The sequence below is a fragment of the Rhizobium sp. 01L410 genome, assembly GCF_056400165.1.
In genome coordinates this window covers 938,666-955,221 of the sequence record NZ_JBFTST010000001.1, presented here as the reverse complement: position 1 = coordinate 955,221, position 16,556 = coordinate 938,666, and the positions used below count along the sequence as shown (strand labels likewise).

At 61.5% G+C, this 16,556-nt stretch carries 15 protein-coding genes; 8 read left to right on the top strand and 7 right to left on the bottom strand.

The window, feature by feature from the left end:
- Window positions 1-2 precede the first annotated feature (2 nt).
- Window positions 3-1,466, bottom strand: coding sequence for a phospholipase D-like domain-containing protein (locus AC1DV9_RS04265; RefSeq protein WP_112386704.1), 1,464 nt, complete (start codon window positions 1,464-1,466; stop codon window positions 3-5).
- Between the two features lie 88 nt (window positions 1,467-1,554).
- Complete coding sequence (treZ, locus tag AC1DV9_RS04260) at window positions 1,555-3,327, bottom strand: malto-oligosyltrehalose trehalohydrolase (RefSeq protein WP_477942227.1); 1,773 nt, start codon at window positions 3,325-3,327, stop codon at window positions 1,555-1,557.
- 283 nt (window positions 3,328-3,610) lie between these two features.
- Here treZ and AC1DV9_RS04255 point away from each other — a divergent pair, with 283 nt between their 5' ends.
- The 3 genes from AC1DV9_RS04255 to AC1DV9_RS04245 all read left to right on the top strand — a co-directional run bounded on the left by AC1DV9_RS04255 (window position 3,611) and on the right by AC1DV9_RS04245 (window position 7,248).
- A complete protein-coding gene (locus tag AC1DV9_RS04255) occupies window positions 3,611-3,871 on the top strand; it encodes a DUF2934 domain-containing protein (protein WP_112386702.1) in 261 nt (86 codons plus the stop codon).
- A 325-nt stretch (window positions 3,872-4,196) separates the two neighbouring features.
- Window positions 4,197-4,367, top strand: a complete 171-nt coding sequence (locus tag AC1DV9_RS04250; RefSeq protein ID WP_162698734.1) for a hypothetical protein — start codon at window positions 4,197-4,199, stop codon at window positions 4,365-4,367.
- Window positions 4,368-4,524: 157 nt separating this feature from the next.
- On the top strand, window positions 4,525-7,248 hold the full coding sequence (locus AC1DV9_RS04245; protein WP_112386700.1) for a hybrid sensor histidine kinase/response regulator: 2,724 nt from the start codon (window positions 4,525-4,527) through the stop codon (window positions 7,246-7,248).
- On the opposite strand, the gene AC1DV9_RS04240 is transcribed toward AC1DV9_RS04245, so the two are convergent.
- The gene (locus AC1DV9_RS04240; RefSeq protein ID WP_112386699.1) at window positions 7,245-7,601 is read right to left on the bottom strand and encodes a hypothetical protein; all 357 of its coding nucleotides are present in this window, start codon (window positions 7,599-7,601) and stop codon (window positions 7,245-7,247) included. The genes AC1DV9_RS04245 and AC1DV9_RS04240 overlap by 4 nt on opposite strands.
- A gap of 167 nt (window positions 7,602-7,768) precedes the next feature.
- Here AC1DV9_RS04240 and AC1DV9_RS04235 point away from each other — a divergent pair, with 167 nt between their 5' ends.
- The 5 genes from AC1DV9_RS04235 (at window position 7,769) to AC1DV9_RS04215 (ending at window position 12,521) form a co-directional block, all read left to right on the top strand.
- Entirely contained in the window at window positions 7,769-8,083 is a 315-nt protein-coding gene (locus AC1DV9_RS04235) for a plasmid stabilization protein (protein WP_112386753.1), read from the top strand.
- Window positions 8,084-8,166: 83 nt separating this feature from the next.
- Window positions 8,167-8,892: a glutathione S-transferase gene (locus AC1DV9_RS04230; protein WP_112386698.1), complete on the top strand. Its 726-nt coding sequence runs from the start codon at window positions 8,167-8,169 to the stop codon at window positions 8,890-8,892.
- A gap of 11 nt (window positions 8,893-8,903) precedes the next feature.
- Window positions 8,904-9,710 (top strand): non-homologous end joining protein Ku, encoded by an 807-nt coding sequence (gene ku / locus AC1DV9_RS04225; protein ID WP_112386697.1) that lies wholly within the window; start codon window positions 8,904-8,906, stop codon window positions 9,708-9,710.
- Between the two features lie 129 nt (window positions 9,711-9,839).
- Window positions 9,840-11,030, top strand: coding sequence for a formaldehyde dehydrogenase, glutathione-independent (fdhA, locus tag AC1DV9_RS04220; protein WP_112386696.1), 1,191 nt, complete (start codon window positions 9,840-9,842; stop codon window positions 11,028-11,030).
- 258 nt (window positions 11,031-11,288) lie between these two features.
- Complete coding sequence (locus AC1DV9_RS04215) at window positions 11,289-12,521, top strand: MFS transporter (protein WP_477946314.1); 1,233 nt, start codon at window positions 11,289-11,291, stop codon at window positions 12,519-12,521.
- Between the two features lie 24 nt (window positions 12,522-12,545).
- Here the strand turns inward: AC1DV9_RS04215 and ligD are convergent, their stop codons facing one another.
- The 4 genes from ligD to AC1DV9_RS04195 are packed head-to-tail and all read right to left on the bottom strand — an operon-like array spanning window position 12,546 to window position 16,433.
- Complete coding sequence (gene ligD, locus AC1DV9_RS04210; RefSeq protein WP_477946313.1) at window positions 12,546-15,053, bottom strand: DNA ligase D; 2,508 nt, start codon at window positions 15,051-15,053, stop codon at window positions 12,546-12,548.
- A gap of 2 nt (window positions 15,054-15,055) precedes the next feature.
- Entirely contained in the window at window positions 15,056-15,892 is an 837-nt protein-coding gene (gene ku / locus AC1DV9_RS04205) for a non-homologous end joining protein Ku (RefSeq protein WP_112386692.1), read from the bottom strand.
- A 23-nt stretch (window positions 15,893-15,915) separates the two neighbouring features.
- Window positions 15,916-16,146 (bottom strand): DUF2188 domain-containing protein, encoded by a 231-nt coding sequence (locus tag AC1DV9_RS04200; protein WP_112386691.1) that lies wholly within the window; start codon window positions 16,144-16,146, stop codon window positions 15,916-15,918.
- A gap of 17 nt (window positions 16,147-16,163) precedes the next feature.
- Window positions 16,164-16,433, bottom strand: a complete 270-nt coding sequence (locus tag AC1DV9_RS04195; RefSeq protein WP_112386690.1) for a hypothetical protein — start codon at window positions 16,431-16,433, stop codon at window positions 16,164-16,166.
- Window positions 16,434-16,556 lie beyond the last annotated feature (123 nt).

The window sequence follows — 16,556 nt, the reverse complement described above, 5'->3', positions numbered from 1 at the left end:
AATCAGAGATAGGGCGAGCCGAGCCAGAGAACCTTCTCGACGAGACGAACCAGGAAGGGCCGGGCGCGCAAGCCCTCCAGCGTCACCGGCGTTGCCGTGCGCAGCACCTCTTCGGCGTGCTCGTCGATCTCGGCTGCAAATCCTTCATTGAACACTTCGAGATCGATCTCGAAATTCAGACGCAGCGACCGCGGGTCGATGTTGGAGGAACCGACATAGGCCCAGGCGCCATCGACCGTCATAAGCTTGGAATGGCTGAAGCTGCCGGTCGCCCGCCAGATTCGGCAGTAATTCTTGAGGATCTGGTCAAACTGCGCCGTCATTGCCCGGTCGACCAGCATCAGATTGTTGACGGCGGGAACGATGATATCCACCTCGACGCCGCGCCGCGCCGCCGTCACCAGCGCGCTGATCAGTTCACGATCCGGCAGGAAATAGGGAGACATGATGCGGATCGATTTTCGCGCGACAGAGAAGGCACCCATCAGCATCTTGTGATTGGTTTCGACGCTGCGGTCCGGCCCCGATGCAACGACGCGCATGAACACCGGATCACCCGGCTCGCGCTCCGGCGTGGCGGTCTGCCAGGCCGCGCTGTTCAAAAGCTCTCCCGTCGCAAACCGCCAGTCTTCGGCGGCGACATCGAACAGATCGGCGACGGCCGGACCGGTGACAGAAAAATGCGTGTCGCGGGCATAGCTCTCGCCCGACATCTCCTCGCTGAACCCTTCGCGGATATTCATCCCGCCGGTCAGCGCCAGCCGCCCATCGACAATGACGATCTTGCGGTGGGTCCTGAGATTCGCATAGGGCAGCCTGAGGCCTATGATGACGTTGCCGTTAAAGACCGAGACGGTCACGCCGCCCTCGGCGAGATAGCCGAGGATGCTCGGCACGGAATAGCGGGCGCCGACGGCATCGATCAGGACCCGCACTTCCACGCCGCGCTTGACGGCCGCTATCAGCGCATCGGCGATCCTGAGGCCGATCCTGTCGCGGTCGAAGATATAGGTCTCCAGCAGAACGCTGCGCTCGGCACCATCGATCGCCGCCTTCATTGCACGATAGGCATCGTCACCCGTTTCCAGCATGTCGATCGTGTTGCCCGTTGTCAGCGGATTGCGCGCAACGCGGTCGCCGAGCGTCTGCATGGCGGCAAAGCGGTAGCCATAGCCGCTGATCACCATCTCCGCATCGGCATCGAAGGTCTCGAGCTCGTCCAGCGCTTCATCGGGCAGCAGTTCATCGCGCCGGATACTCAGCGACTTGCGGCGGATGCGATTGACGCCGGCAATGGCATAAAGCACGGCACCGACGATCGGCGACAGGATGATGACGCCGACCCAGCCGATCGCGGCGCGCACTTCCTCCTTGGTCATGGCGGCGTGAATCGCCGCCGCGGCTCCCATGGCGATCGAGATGATGAAAAGAATATGCGGCCAGTAGGTCGAGATGAGATAAAACATCGGTCAGGAATATAGCCGCGAAATGGCAGCGTTCAATTCGCCACTCTTCGCGTCAGGCGTGAATCTTTCATGCGGCTGTGAAATGCGGTCAGGCAATGGCGAAAACCACCGATTCCGGCGGCAATCCCTCCCCATGTACCTCGCGGACCAGCTCGAAGATCGTCTGACCATTGACCGCGGGCAGCGTTATCGATTGCGACGTGAGGTTGGCACGCAGCTGCAGCCGCGCGCCGTCCATCGCCCAATCGATCGCCAGGGCGCCATCGGCGGTTTCCAGTGCCTCGGCCTGCATCCGCGGTGTCCGCTTCAGCAGCGGTACGACATGCTGTTGCCGGATCCGCGCAAGCTCCGCGACGAACGCTTTCCGGCGCCTGCCATCCGAAGTCTCGGCGCGCTGCCATTGCAGGGCTGAGCCATCGAAGGTCGCGCGCGCATTCGGGTCCGGCAGCGTCTCCTTCGATTGGCCTTCCTTCAGACCACCGAAGCCTTCAGCTTCCCTCATGCGGCCTTTGCGGATCATATCGCCGAGTTCGCCGGCGTAGTCGCAGAAGAAATAGAAGGGCTGCGTCTCCCCATATTCCTCGCCCATGAACAGGAACGGGATCTGCGGCGCCAGCATCATGATCGCTGTCAGCGTCTCCACCATCGGCGGCCGGGACAGGCTCAGCAAACGCTCGCCGAAGGCACGATTGCCGATCTGGTCGTGGTTCTGCAGAAAATTCACAAAGGCTTCGGGCGGCAGATAGACACGTTCGTCGCGCGGCAGCACCGGCGGATCGGCACGGTCGGGATAGACGAAGCCATGCTGCAGGGCGAGCTTCGTCTTTTCCCAGAGGTCGCCGGCAAAGGGCTTGTAGTGACCGTTGTCCTCGCCGGTTGCGATGATATGCGCGACATGGTGGAAATCGTCGTTCCATTCGGCCGTGTAGGTCTTGACCTCGCCTTTTTCATCCCGCTCCAGCAGACTGACGAGATTGCGCTGATCCTCGACGATCAGGTGAACCTTTCGGCCCGGAAAAGCGCTACGCACTTCTTTCGACAATTCTTCGAGGACATGGCGCTCCGACAGGTCATGGATCTGTTCGACGGCATCGAGCCTCAGGCCATCGAGCTGAAATTCGCCGATCCAATAGAGTGCGTTGTCGATGAAATAGCGGCGCACCGCGGGCTGAGCGAAATCGATTGCCGCTCCCCACGGTGTCTGGCGGTCGGCGCGGAAGAAATCCGGGGCATAGCCGTGCAGGTAGTTTCCTTCAGGGCCGAAGTGATTGTAGACGACATCGAGCAGCACCATGATGCCGCGGGCATGCGCTGCATCGATGAAGGCGCGAAAGTCATCCGGTGTCCCGTAGGCCGAATGCGGCGCGTAATGCAGCACCCCGTCGTAGCCCCATCCGCGCTCGCCGGAAAACTGCGCCACCGGCATCATTTCGATTGCCGTGATGCCCGCCCCTGCCAGATGATCGAGCTTGGAGATCGCGCTTGAGAACGTGCCCTCGCCGGTGAAGGTGCCGACGTGGATCTCGCTGATGACGGCCTCTTCCCAGTCCCTTCCCTTCCAGTCGGTCCGCCAGCGATAGACGCTGGCAGGCACCAGCGACGGGCCATGCACATCGCCGCGCTGCTGGCGCGAAGCAGGGTCGGGCACGGCGCGTCCATCTCCGAGAACGAAGACGTAATCCTGTCCTTCGAGCGGTCCGGGCACGCGCGTCTCGAACCAGCCATCACCGGTATCTTGCATTGCATGGCCGGCGCCAGCCAGCTGCAGAACAACCGCCGCTTCTCCCGGTGCCCAAAGCCGGAACTTGGTCTCATCGCCGTCCCTGATTGGCCCCCAGGCGTGCTTCGCATTGCCGGTCATGCCGTCCCCTTGTCGCTGATATCCGAACATGTTCCGAAATCCGTGATCGCGCCGGTTGTTCCATCGGTACAGACCCACGAACATTAGCAGTGAGAAAAGCACAAGTTTTGTGCAGTACCTCTCAAAATTGCAGGCTGCCAGCGAGCAAAACTGCCCATTTATATTGCACCGCAAACAATATTTTGCAGTGTGTCAAAATTCTTCTTGAAACTGCATGATTCCTCTGGAACCATCCCATCTAGTCTAGCGTTTGACTGCGGCATGTTGTGACGGGAGATCAGCGATGGCAGAAACTCGCGACGAGTGGATCAAGAAGCGTGCATATTCCCTCTGGGAAGAAGAGGGCCACCCGACGGGGCGCGATTCAGTTCATTGGGAACAGGCAAGGAAAGAGCGCGAAACGCTCGAGACCTCTGCCGCATCCAAGGACGGCACCGAAGTCAAGACCAGGGCAAAGCGGACCACAACGGCCGGTGCCAAGACCAATGGCGCCGTGAAGGCCGTGGCCGCACCCAAGAAGACGGCAAGCCGCAAATCGGCTTAGCCTGACATCATTTATCCGATCTTCGCAGACGCGCGGAAACCCGCGTCTGCCTATTCGTGTCATATATCTGAATTACTTGCGTTTTATGGTGTGATTCATGGAGCAGACAGCTCCCCGGGGGATCGATCAGGCCAAATGAAGACCACAATCTGGCATCTTCAAAATATTGCCGCGAAATGGCCACGAATGGCGGAACCAAAGCCCGCCTGGAATGTTATTGGCGGGAATGGGAGAACCGCCATGAACAAAGGCTATTTCGACGTCATCCTCGTGTCCCTGATCGTAGCCAGCTGCTACATGTTCATAGCGCCGGTGTGAGGGAACAATGCTTGTCCTGACGATCGCCGCGCTGGCCTATTTTCTGCTCGCTATCGGGCTGGTGATTGTCATCGACAATATGGTCGGCTTCGTCTTTCCGGAGCGCCGTCCGGCATCCGGCCGCTTCTTCGATCTGACCAAGGCGATCGCGGTTGCCCAGCGCTTCGGCCGCAAGTAGTTCCCCCATCTCCGGCAGTCCTTCGCGCGCAAGAATACACGCGTGTTAAGCTTATTTTCCGTCAGGCCTTTCCCAATACGTGCGACCCTCTATTTTAGCCTGCAATTGGGCAGAATCGCGCTGCGAAAGCAGCGGCATCGCACGGAAGTGAATTTGAATGACGGGGCAGACTGAAGGCGATTGGCCGAAGGGTGGCGGCGGGATCGGCAAAATGCTTCGGGATCCGGAGTTCCGCGCCTCAGGTCTGGGACCTGTCGATCAATGGCCCGCCTCGCTCCGCTTCATCGTCGACGCCGCCCTCGATTCCCGCCATGCCAAGTTCATCGCCTGGGGTCCGGACCTCGCCTTCATCTACAACGACGCCTATGTGCCGATCTTTTCGGAGCGCCATCCACATGCTCTCGGTCGTCCCTTCAAGGAAGTCTGGAGCGATATCTGGCCGCAGTTCGAGCCGATCGTAAAGGCAACGCTTGACGGCCAGGCGCAGCTTTTCGAAGAGCTGCTGGTTCCGATGCGCCGCGGCGGCAAGCTTGCGGATGCCTGGTTCACCTTCTCCTATACGCCGCTACGCGACGAGACCGGCTCGATCGTCGGCATTCTCTGTGCGACGATGGAGGTCTCCGGCCAGGTCACCGCGAAACGTGGCGAGCGGCGGGCGCTCGATGAACTCCGGATCAAGTCGGATGCGCTATCGATCGTCAATGCGGCGGGATCGGCGATCACCGCCGAGCTGAATGTCGAGCGTCTGACGCAAACCGCAGTCGATGCCGGCGTAGCACTGACCGGCGCCGAGTTCGGCGCCTTCTTCTACAATGTCGATGACGGAGAAGGCGGCAGCTATATGCTCTATGCCCTGTCGGGCGTTGACCGGAAGAACTTCGAGCGCTTTCCGATGCCGCGCAACACCAAGGTCTTCGCGCCGACCTTCAATGGTGAAGGCGTCGTACGCTCCGACGACATCCTGCTCGACCCACGCTATGGCAAGAACGCGCCGCATGCGGGAATGCCGAAGGGCCACCTGCCCGTGCGCAGCTATCTCGCCGTGCCGGTCAAGTCGCGCGACGGCTCGGTGATCGGCGGCCTGTTCTTTGGCCATGCGCAACCCGGCCGCTTCAATGATGCCGCGGAATCGAGCCTTGTTAGCCTCGCCGGCCAGGCCGCCGTGGCGATCGACAATGCGCGCCTCGTTCGCGCCCAGGAGATGGAACTCAATCAGCGCCGCAATGTCGAGGAACAGCTCCGGCGGCTGAACGAGACGCTCGAGGTTCGTGTTGCCGCAGAGATCGCCGATCGCCAGCATGCGGAAGCTGCCCTCCAGCAGGCGCAGAAGATGGAATCGATCGGCAAGCTGACCGGTGGCGTGGCGCATGACTTCAACAACCTGCTGCAGGTGATTTCGGGCAATCTCCAGCTGCTTGGCAAGGATGTCTCCAGCAATACCCGCGCCAAGGAGCGTATCTCCAACGCCCTCACCGCCGTCGATCGCGGTTCACGGCTTGCCAGCCAGCTTCTGGCCTTCGGCCGCCGCCAGCCGCTGGAACCGAAGGTGATCAATATCGGCCGCTTCGTCTCGGGCATGGACGACATGCTGCGCCGCGCGCTGGGTGAGGAAATCGAGGTTGAGACCATCGTCTCCGGCGGGCTCTGGAACACCTTTGCCGATCCGATCCAGATCGAGAATGCCCTGCTCAATCTGGCGATCAACGCTCGCGATGCAATGGATGGCTCGGGAAGGCTGACGATCGAGGTCGGCAACGCGTTTCTCGACGATTCCTACAGCCGCACCCATCCCGAGGTCGTTGCCGGCCAATATGTCGTGCTCGCCGTCAGCGACACCGGTTCGGGCATGACGGCTGATGTCATCGAGCAGGCTTTCGAACCGTTCTTCTCCACCAAGCCGGAAGGCAAGGGCACCGGGCTCGGCCTGTCAATGGTCTATGGCTTCGTCAAGCAATCCGGCGGGCATGTGAAGATCTATAGTGAGATCGGCGAAGGCACGACGCTGAAGCTGTATCTGCCGCGCTCCTTCCAGAGCGAGGATCGTATCGCCAGCATCGAGACCGTGCCTGCCGTAGGCGGCACCGAGACCATTCTGGTCGCCGAGGACGACGAAGGCGTGCGCGCCACCGTCGTCGAGATGCTGACCGATCTCGGTTATTACGTGCTTAAGGCCCGCGATGCGCAGAGCGCGCTGACGGTCATCGAGAGCGGCGTCCATATCGACCTTCTGTTCACAGATGTCGTCATGCCCGGCACGCTGAAGAGCCCGGAACTGGCCCGCATGGCGCGCGAACGGCTTCCGCATGTCGGCGTCCTCTACACATCCGGCTATACCGAAAACTCCATCGTCCATGGCGGCCGTCTGGATCCGGGGCTGGAGCTGCTTTCGAAGCCTTATACCCGCGAAGCGCTGGCCCGGAAGATCCGCCATGTGCTTGCCAATCAGGCCCAGCGCCGCCAGAGCGCCGCAGCGGCAATCAGCGCGCCCGGAACGCCGCCGCGCGAAATCGTCCAGGAAAAGCTCAAGCTGCTGCTGGTCGAAGACGACGCTTTCATCCGCATGGATACAGCCGAGATCCTGCAGGATCTCGGCTATGACGTGATCGAAGCCGAGAGCGGCGAACGCGGCGTCGAAATCCTCGCTGCTGCCTCGGTCGATATCATCGTCGCCGATGTCGGGTTGCCGGGTATGTCCGGCCCCGCCTTTGCCGCCAAGGCGCGTGCGGCATTCCCGTCCGTCGGATTGGTCTTTGCCACCGGCAATAGCAGCCTTCCGGAAGCGGCCCGCTTTGCCGGCTCCGTGTTGCTGACAAAACCCTTCAGCAGCACGGCTCTCGACACAGCCATCAAGACCGCGGCCCAGCAGCGCCCGATCGCCTAGAACCCATCGAGCTTGTGGCTGCCGCTGTTGAACTCGGGATATTTGCGGACGATGTCATCGGTGCTGACGCAGCTGTCGTCGCGCGCAATCAGTTCGACCGCCAGACTGTCGCCGATATTGAGCGCGCCGCCAGGGTGATAGACGGGAATACGCGCGCCACTGGCGCTGATCAGCACGGCATCGCTGGCGAAGCCGCGTTGCAGCAGCCAGTCGCGCGACGCCATCAGGCGAACGTTGATCTCAAAGGATTGGCCTGTGCCCTTCCTTACCTTGAGGCTGTAGGCCACAGGCGATAGCTGGCCATTCAGATCGATCTTGCCGTTTCCATCGGCTTCGCTGATGTGGTTGTCCATGTCTGTGCTCCTTCCTTATTGGTCATGAGGTTTCAGGACTCGCCGCCAAAAACGGGGTCAACGCGATTTTTGTTCCGTTTACGTAAGAATCGTACCGCGCCGCGGAATGGACGGAACTTTTCAAGTTCCGGGCGGTTGAAACTTGTTTGGAGCAACAGGAGGCGATGATGCCCAGAGGCGAAAAATCGGCCTATATCGGCAAGCAGAAGCGCAAGGCGGAGCATATCGAAGAGAGCTACGAGGATCGCGGGCTCTCCCACGAGGAGGCCGAGCGCCGGGCCTGGGCGACCGTCAACAAGGAAGACGGCGGCGGCAACAAATCCGGATCCGGCCGCGGCAAGACGGACACCCACGTCTCCGCGGGAAAGGGCGGCCGGACCGGCGGCAAAGCCTCTGCCTCACGCACGCCCGCCGAGCGCTCCGCTTCCGCCAGCAAGGCAGCGGCAACTCGCAAGCGCAATGCGCAACACGCTCATCACTGATGGTAAAAGCCGCGCCTGTTGACGGATGCGCCAGCCGCTACACTTCAATGGATGAAACATGGCGTATCTGGCCGGGGAGTTGAATGGCATACGAGCTCTATTATTGGGACGGCATACAGGGTCGCGGCGAATTCGTCCGCCTTGCGCTTGAGGAAGCTGGCGCCAGCTACATCGACGTGACGCGGGAGCCCGGCAGAGGCACGGGCGAAATGATGGAAATCATGAAGAGCGGCTCGGGTAGTGACATCCCCTTCGCGCCGCCATTCCTGAAGGACGGCGACCTGATCATTTCCCATGTCGCCAACATTCTGTTCTATCTCGGAGCGAAGCTTGACCTGGCACCGAAGCATGATACGGCGCGCTATGTCCTCAACGGCCTGCAGCTGACGATCACCGATTTCGTCGCAGAGGTGCACGACACGCATCACCCGATCGCAACGTCACTCTACTATGAAGACCAGAAGGAAGAGGCAAAGGCGCGCTCGGGCGAGTTCATCAAGGAGCGCATCCCCAAATTTTTCGGCTATTTCGAGCGCGTCATCGCCAACAACCCGAAGGGGCCGGCGCATATCTCGGGCGACAAGCTAACCTATGTGGACCTGTCGCTGTTTCAGGTGCTCAAAGGACTGCGCTATGCCTTTCCCAAGGCGATGAAGGGCTCGGCGGAGACATATCCGTTGTTGCAGGCGCTGCACGATAGGGTCGAGCAGCGGCCGAATATCGCTGCCTACCTGAAATCCGCTCGCCGCCTCGCCTTCAACGTAAACGGCATTTTCCGCCACTATCCGGAACTGGACAAGGCGGCCTGAGGAGAACCGAGATGCCCCGGCAGACATTCTGGAAAGGCTATCTGAAGCTCTCGTTGGTGACGGCGCAGGTGTCGCTGACGCCGGCGACGACGGACAGCAACAAGGTGCGGTTCAACGTTTTGAACCGCAACACCAAGAACCGCGTCGAAAGCCGCTATGTGGACAGCGTTACCCACCGGGCGGTTGCGGCCAGGGAGCAGGTGAAGGGCTATCCGCGCGGCGAGGACGATTATGTGCTGCTCGAAGATGCCGAACTCGACGAGGTCGGCCTGGAAAGCACGCGGACGATCGATATCGACACGTTCGTGCCGCGCGGCTCGATCGACTGGATCTGGTACGACAAGCCGCATTTCCTGGCACCCGAAGACAAGGTCGGGACCGAGGCTTTCTGCGTCATCCGCGAGGCGATGGCTGCCAATGACGTGGTCGGCATCGCCCGGCTGGTGCTCTATCGCCGCGAACGCGCGGTGCTTCTGGAGCCGCAGGGCAAGGGGATCGTGCTCTGGACGCTGCATTACGGCGACGAGGTTCGCGAGGCTGTGGGAACGGTCGCTATCGACGCCAAGCCCGATGCCAAGGTGCTGGCGATGATGAAGAAGCTGGTGAAGGACCAGACGCAGGACTGGAGCCCCGCCCTGATGCAGGATCCGGTGCAGAAGCGGCTGCAGAGCATTATCCGCGCCAAGCTGAAAACCATGAAAAAGGCGGCACCGGCCAAGAAGGCACCTGCTGTCAAATCGACAGGCAATGTCGTCAATATCATGGATGCCCTGAAGAAGAGCCTGGCGAAAGAAAGCGGCCAGCCGAAGCGGCACTAACAGGCCAATTCCGGACCCAAACCGTCGCATTCGGAACGGTGCCTGTTTGCATATGCTCTAATCTGTGAGCACAGCCCGCAGCGGGAGGAGCCCTGCGGGATGGCGGCATTTTCAACGGAGGAGACGAGAATGAGCAAGAATAGAGGCGTAGTCTATCTGCGGCCCGGCAAGGTCGAAGTCCGCGACATCGACGATCCGAAGCTGGAGGCCCCCGATGGCCGCCGCATCGAACATGGCGTCATCCTGAAAGTCATTTCCACCAACATCTGCGGCTCCGACCAGCACATGGTCCGCGGCCGCACGACAGCCATGCCCGGCCTGGTTCTCGGCCACGAAATCACCGGCGAAGTCATCGAGAAGGGCATCGATGTCGAGATGCTCGAAATCGGCGACATTGTCTCCGTTCCGTTCAATGTTGCCTGCGGCCGTTGCCGCTGCTGCAAGTCGCAGGACACCGGCGTCTGCCTGACGGTCAATCCGTCGCGCGCAGGCGGCGCCTATGGCTATGTAGACATGGGCGGCTGGATCGGCGGTCAGGCCCGCTACGTCACCATCCCCTATGCCGACTTCAACCTCCTGAAGATTCCGGATCGCGACAAGGCGATGGCCAAGATTCGCGACCTGACCATGCTGTCCGACATTCTGCCGACCGGCTTCCATGGCGCGGTCCGCGCCGGGGTGGGCGTCGGCTCGACGGTGTATGTCGCCGGTGCGGGTCCTGTCGGCCTTGCTGCCGCCGCCTCGGCCCGCATCCTCGGCGCTGCCGTTGTCATGATCGGCGACTTCAACAAGGATCGTCTGGCGCACGCCGCCAAGGTCGGTTTCGAACCGATCGACCTGTCGAAAAGCGACCGTCTCGGCGACATGATCGCCCAGGTCGTCGGCACCAACGAAGTCGATAGCGCCATCGATGCCGTCGGCTTCGAAGCCCGCGGCCATGCCGGTGGCGAACAGCCGGCAATCGTCCTGAACCAGATGATGGAGATTACCCGCGCCGCAGGCTCGATCGGTATTCCCGGTCTCTACGTCACCGAGGATCCGGGCGCCGTTGATGCCGCCGCCAAGCAGGGCAGCCTGTCGCTGCGCTTCGGTCTCGGCTGGGCGAAGGCGCAGTCCTTCCACACCGGCCAGACCCCTGTCATCAAGTACAATCGCCAGCTCATGCAGGCGATCCTGCACGACCGTCTGCCGATCGCCGACATCGTCAACGCCAAGGTCATCTCGCTCGAAGATGCCGCACAGGGCTACGAGAGCTTCGACCAGGGCGCGGCGACGAAATTCGTCCTCGATCCGCATGGCGTGGTGTCGAAGGCAGCCTGATTTCGGAAGGGGCGGCGCAAGCCGCCCTTTTCATATGTGCTCGCGATTGACCAGCCCAAGGTTTGCCGCTAGCTCTAGGCAATGATGATCGCAACGGTTCTCGTAGTGGTGATAGGGCGCATGGGCAGGATGGCGTAGCCATCCGGCGAAAGCACCCATGCGCGGTAAGCAGGCTCCCGGCGGGGCCTTTTTTATTGCCTGGATTCCGGGCAGCGGCCTGCCGGACATCCCTCTTCCCATCACCCGAGAGACCGACCGATGACCGGACAATCCGCATCCGAACCCGCGCCCGCAGGGCAACTTCAATCCGTGCCGCCGCGGCTGATCACCCTGATCCTGCTGACCGCCCTCTCCGTCCTACCCGTCAACCTGATCCTGCCGTCCCTGCCGGAGATTGCCGCCGATCTGCGCGCCGATCCGGCACTGGTGGCGCTCTCCGTCGCCGCTTATGCTGCGCTGACCGCCTTTGCCGAGATCATCGGCGGCGCCCTGTCCGATCGCTTTGGCCGCAGGCCGGTCGTGCTTTCCTCGCTGTCTGTCTTCATCCTGGCCTCAGCTGGTTGTGCGCTTGCGGATAACATTCATGTCTTCCTGCTCTTCCGTACCTTGCAGGCGGCCATTGCGGCCTGCTTCTCGATCGCGCTCGTCATCGTCAAGGAAAGCTGGGGCGGGCAGAAAGCGGCCAGCAAGTTCGGCTATCTCGCCATGGGCTGGGCGGTAGCACCAATGATCGGGCCGACGATCGGCGGATCGATCAGCGAGCTTTTCGGCTGGCGGGCAAATTTCGTGATGTTCGCGGTGCTCGGGGCAATCATGCTGGCGCTCGCCGCCCGTGAGATCCGTGATGAGACCGGGAAGCGGAAAACTCACTCACATGGCTATCTCGCGGCATACCGGCTGCTGCTCGGCTCGCCGCGTTTCCTCGCCTATGCCGCCTGCATGGCCTGCTCGATGGGAACGCTTTACGTCTTCCTCGCCGGCGCGCCGCTGGTCATGAACCAAGCGCTCGGCGGATCAAGCGCCAGGCTTGGCCTCTACATGGGACTGGTGCCCGCGGGCTTCATCCTCGGCAGCTATCTCGCAGGACGGTATGCTGGCCGCATTCCAATCGCCGCCGTATTGGTTGCGGGACGCGCAGTCACGTGCACCGGATTGCTCGGCGGCCTGGCTCTTGCCGTCGGCGGATTGACCGCGCCTCCCGCCTTCTTCGCGGCCTGCATCTTCATCGGCATCGGCAACGGGCTGACCATGCCTGCCGCCAATTCGGGGATACTGGCCGTCCAGCCCGATCTCGCGGGCACGGCTGCGGGGCTAGCGGCGGCCGTCAGCGTTGGCGGCGGCGCCGTCATCGCCTCGATCGCCGGACTTCTCCTCAATGACGCTTCGAGCGGCCGGGATCTGCTCTACGTGATCCTCATCCCAGCGGCATTGGCTCTTGTCAGCGCCGGTCTTGCTTGCCTGCTCGACCGGCGGAAGCCGATCGCGGCATGATCAGACGAGAGCGATCCCGATGCGTCAGGACCGCTTCTTCTTTTCTAGAGGCCTCGCTGCATCGAAGAAATCGGCCCAGGGGTCGCTTGACAGCGCGTTGACCCTCGCCGGCGCGTTGTCGACGGTGAAATAAGCGGGGCCGATCTCGCCTGTCAGCTCGCTCCAATCGATGGGCATCGAGACCGGCGCACCTTTGCGGGCGCGGGCCGAATAGGGCGCGACGGCAGTATTGCCGCGCCCGTTGCGCAGATAGTCGATGAAGATCCTGCCCGTTCGTTCGGCCTTTGTCGCCTTGGCGATGTAGCGGGATGGGTCGGAGGCTTCCATCGTGTCGGCGATCCATTTGGCGAAGGCTTTCACTTCGGTCCAGCCCGCCTTCGGCGCCAGCGGCGCCACGACATGCAGCCCCTTGCCGCCCGAGGTCTTGACGAAGGCAGCCAGCCCCTCGCCTTCCATGAGCGCCTTGATCTCATGCGCCGCCGATATCACCGCGTCCCATGGCACATCATCGGCCGGATCGAGATCCATGGTCACCATATCGGGCTTTTCCCATTTGGCGGTCGTCGCGCCCCAGGGGTGGATCTCCAGGACGGCCGACTGCACCAGCGCGACGAGCCCGTCGAAATCCCTGATCCGCAGCAGCTTCTCGCCGCTGCGATCCTTGGGGTCGGCGATCTCTTCGATATATTCGTTCATTCCCTTCCAGGCGTGTTTCTGGAAGAAACGCTGCTTGCCGGCAATGCCATCGGGAAGGCGCAGCAGCGAGAGCGGCCGGTTGACGACGAACGGCTTCATCAGTTCCCAGACATGGGCGTAGTAATCGGCCAGCCCGGCCTTGGTAATGCCCTCGTCGGGCCAGTAGATGCGATCGGGATGCGTCAACGTCACGCTCGATACCGGCAGTTCTTTTGCAGCAGTTCCACCCATTTCGCGCCCCACATCCTTTGCCGCCTTGTCTTCGCGCAAACCGCGGAAAGCCGCATGGCGGAGATTACCATCGGCTGACCAGGCGCCAAACTCAACCTCGGCAACCATATCAGGCTTGACGAACACCAACCCGCGGCGCTCCTCGGCCGTCAGCTTGCCGTCGAAAGGACTGGCGGATTGCTCGATCTTGGAGAGCTGAGTGTAGAGATTGTGCGAGAGCTTCGCGGCATATCCGGTACCGACGCGCCCGACATGTTTCAGCTTGCCCTTGTCATAATAGCCCATGGCGAGCGAGCCGATGGCGCTCTTCATCGAGGTCGAGGGCACATAGCCGCCAATGACGAATTCCTGGCGCTTGACGCATTTCGATTTGATCCAGTCGCCGGTGCGGCCTGACACATATTTGCTGTCGCGGCCCTTAGAGATGACGCCTTCCAGGCTGAGCTGGCAGGCGTGGTCGAGAACCAGGCCGCCATTCTCGTCGAAATGATCGCTGTAGCGCAACTTGCTACTGCCCGCCGGCAGCAGCTTTTCCAGCAGCGCCTTGCGATCGATCAGCGCTGCATTCTGCAGATCATGGCCGTCGAGATAGATCAGGTCGAAGGCATAGAAGGAGAAGCGGTCGCTACGCCCCTCGCTCAGATCGTGCTGGAGTGCCGAGAAGTCCGATGCACCGTTCTCGCGTTCGACGACCAGTTCGCCGTCGATCAGCGCGGTCTCGACAGGCAGTTCGCCGAAGGCGGCAGCGATCTCTTCCCCGAATTTCTCCGTCCAGTCCAGGCCGGTGCGCGTCAGCATCGCCACCTTCCCGTCGCGGATGCGGATCTGCAGGCGGTAGCCGTCGAACTTGATCTCGTGGATCCAGCCGTCGCCGGCCGGAGGACGCGGCTTCAGCTTGGCAAGCACCGGCTCGACGAAATCGGGCATCGCCGCCTTGCGCACACCCTTCGGCCATTGGTGAGCCTGCGGCTTCGCCTTGGCCTTGGTTGCAAGCCTGGCTGCCGCCTTCCGGCCATTCGGCTTCGAATTCCAGGTATCATCTGGGTTCTTGGCGACCTGTTCGATCGTCCGGCCGCTCTTGGCCGATTCCGGACGCTTCTTGAGGATGTCCTCGCGGCCATGGCGGGCTTCGGCGTCCTCGCCCTTGATCAGCAGCCAGTTCTCGTGCTTTTCGCCCGGCTTGCCGTGCATGCGGACGAGATGCCAGCGGCCTTTCAGCTTGTCGCCGTCGAGCTCGAATTCGATATGGCCCTTTCGATAGGCTTTCTTCGCATCGTAAAGCGGCGTCCAGGTTCCCTGATCCCAGACGATGACGGTGCCGCCGCCATATTGCCCCTTCGGAATGACGCCTTCGAAATCGCCATAGGAGAGAGGATGATCCTCGACATGGACGGCCAGCCGCTTGTCATCGGGGTTCAGGCTGGGGCCGCGCGTCACCGCCCAGCTTTTCAGCACGCCGTCCATCTCCAGCCGGAAATCGTAGTGCAGCCGCGTCGCGTCGTGCTTCTGGATGACGAAGCTGTTGCCCTTGCTCTTGCCTTTTGCGCCGCGCGGTTCGGGAGTGGCCTTGAAGTCGCGCTTCTGCTGATAGGTTTCGAGCGCCATCGTCAGCTCGCCTTCTTGCGGCGGCTGGATGCGCTGGCGGCAGGCTTACCAGATCCGGATTTGCCGCCGATCTTGGCGCTTTGGCGCAGCGCCTCCATGAGATCGACGACCTTGCCCTCCGGCTTCGGCTTGCGCTTCGGCGGCTCCCGGCCCTCGATCTTGGCTTTCACGAGTTCGGTCAGTGCCGCCTCGTAGCGGTCCTCGTATTCGGCCGGATTGAAGCTGCCCTTCTTGGTGCCGATGATGTGGCCGGCAAGCTCCAGCATTTCCTTGTCAAATTTGATATCGGGAATGTCCTTGAAGACTGTCTCGGCGGAGCGGACTTCGTAGTCGAAATTGAGCATGGTGGCGATGACGTGATCGCCCTGCGCGCGGATCAATAGCGTCCGGTTGCGGCGGAACAATACGGCCTGGGCGAGCGCTGCGACCTTGTTGTCGCGCATGCTGCGCATGATCAGGCTAAGCGCTTCGGCATCGTGATCCTCGACTGGCGCCAGATAGTACGGACGATCGAAATAGAGCTTGTCGATCTCTTCCAGCGGGATGAAGCTCTGGACGCCCATCACCTTGTCGCTCTCCGGCATGACGCTGGCGATCTCGTCACCTTCGATGACGATGTATTCGCCATTGTCCATCCTGTAGCCCTTCACCTGGTCTTCGCGGTCCACGGGCTTTCCGGTTTCGCTATCGACAAACTGCCGCTCGACGCGATGGCCGGTCTTCCGGTTGATGATATTGAAGGACAGGCGGTCCGACGATGAAATGGCCGTGTAGAGACCGACGGCGCAGACAAGGTCGCCGATCTTCAGATGGCCTTTCCAGCTTGCCCGCGCCGCCATGTCACTCTCCTACGCTTGTCCCGTCAGAGCCTGCTTCCGCTCTTGTCCGTTTCCAGGGGTTGAAACTGCCAGCCGCCATCCGGCGAGGGATAGGCGAGCGTGGCATCGCCGGCCCCGATCTTCTGCCGCGACGCAGCACTTCGCGCCCGGTCTGCGGCTTCCTCGGCCGTGGCATAGGTCTCGGAAATGGTTTCGCCGAGCTTGTAGGCCCAGCCTTCGTCATGCGGCACGATCTGATATGTAATATCCACCATCTTCAGCTCCTCTTTCTTCAGTCGTAGTCGCGTGGCGCACCTTTGCGGCGCTCATCCAAAGCTATGATCTTTTCGACCGATGCGATCTCGTCGCTGGTCACCGGCCTGACGGGATCGGAGGCGATCGCTTCCAGCACCGCGTCCGACAATCCGCCATTGCGGATGACCCATTCGAGCGTCTCGCGCGTCTCCCGCTCGGCTTTCAGCTGCGCGTAGAGAGCGACGATCAACCGGTCGCGGGGATCGAACTTTCGGTCCTTGTCAGCCGCCTTGCGGACATTCGGCATGGGAGCGCCCTTTCAGAATGACTTCCGATCAAGCTTTTCAACGAGATGTAAGAGAATTTGTTCCGCGGCCACCGCTTTAAAGCCAAGTTTGCAGATCGCGCGTCGCATTTCAGGAACGATCTG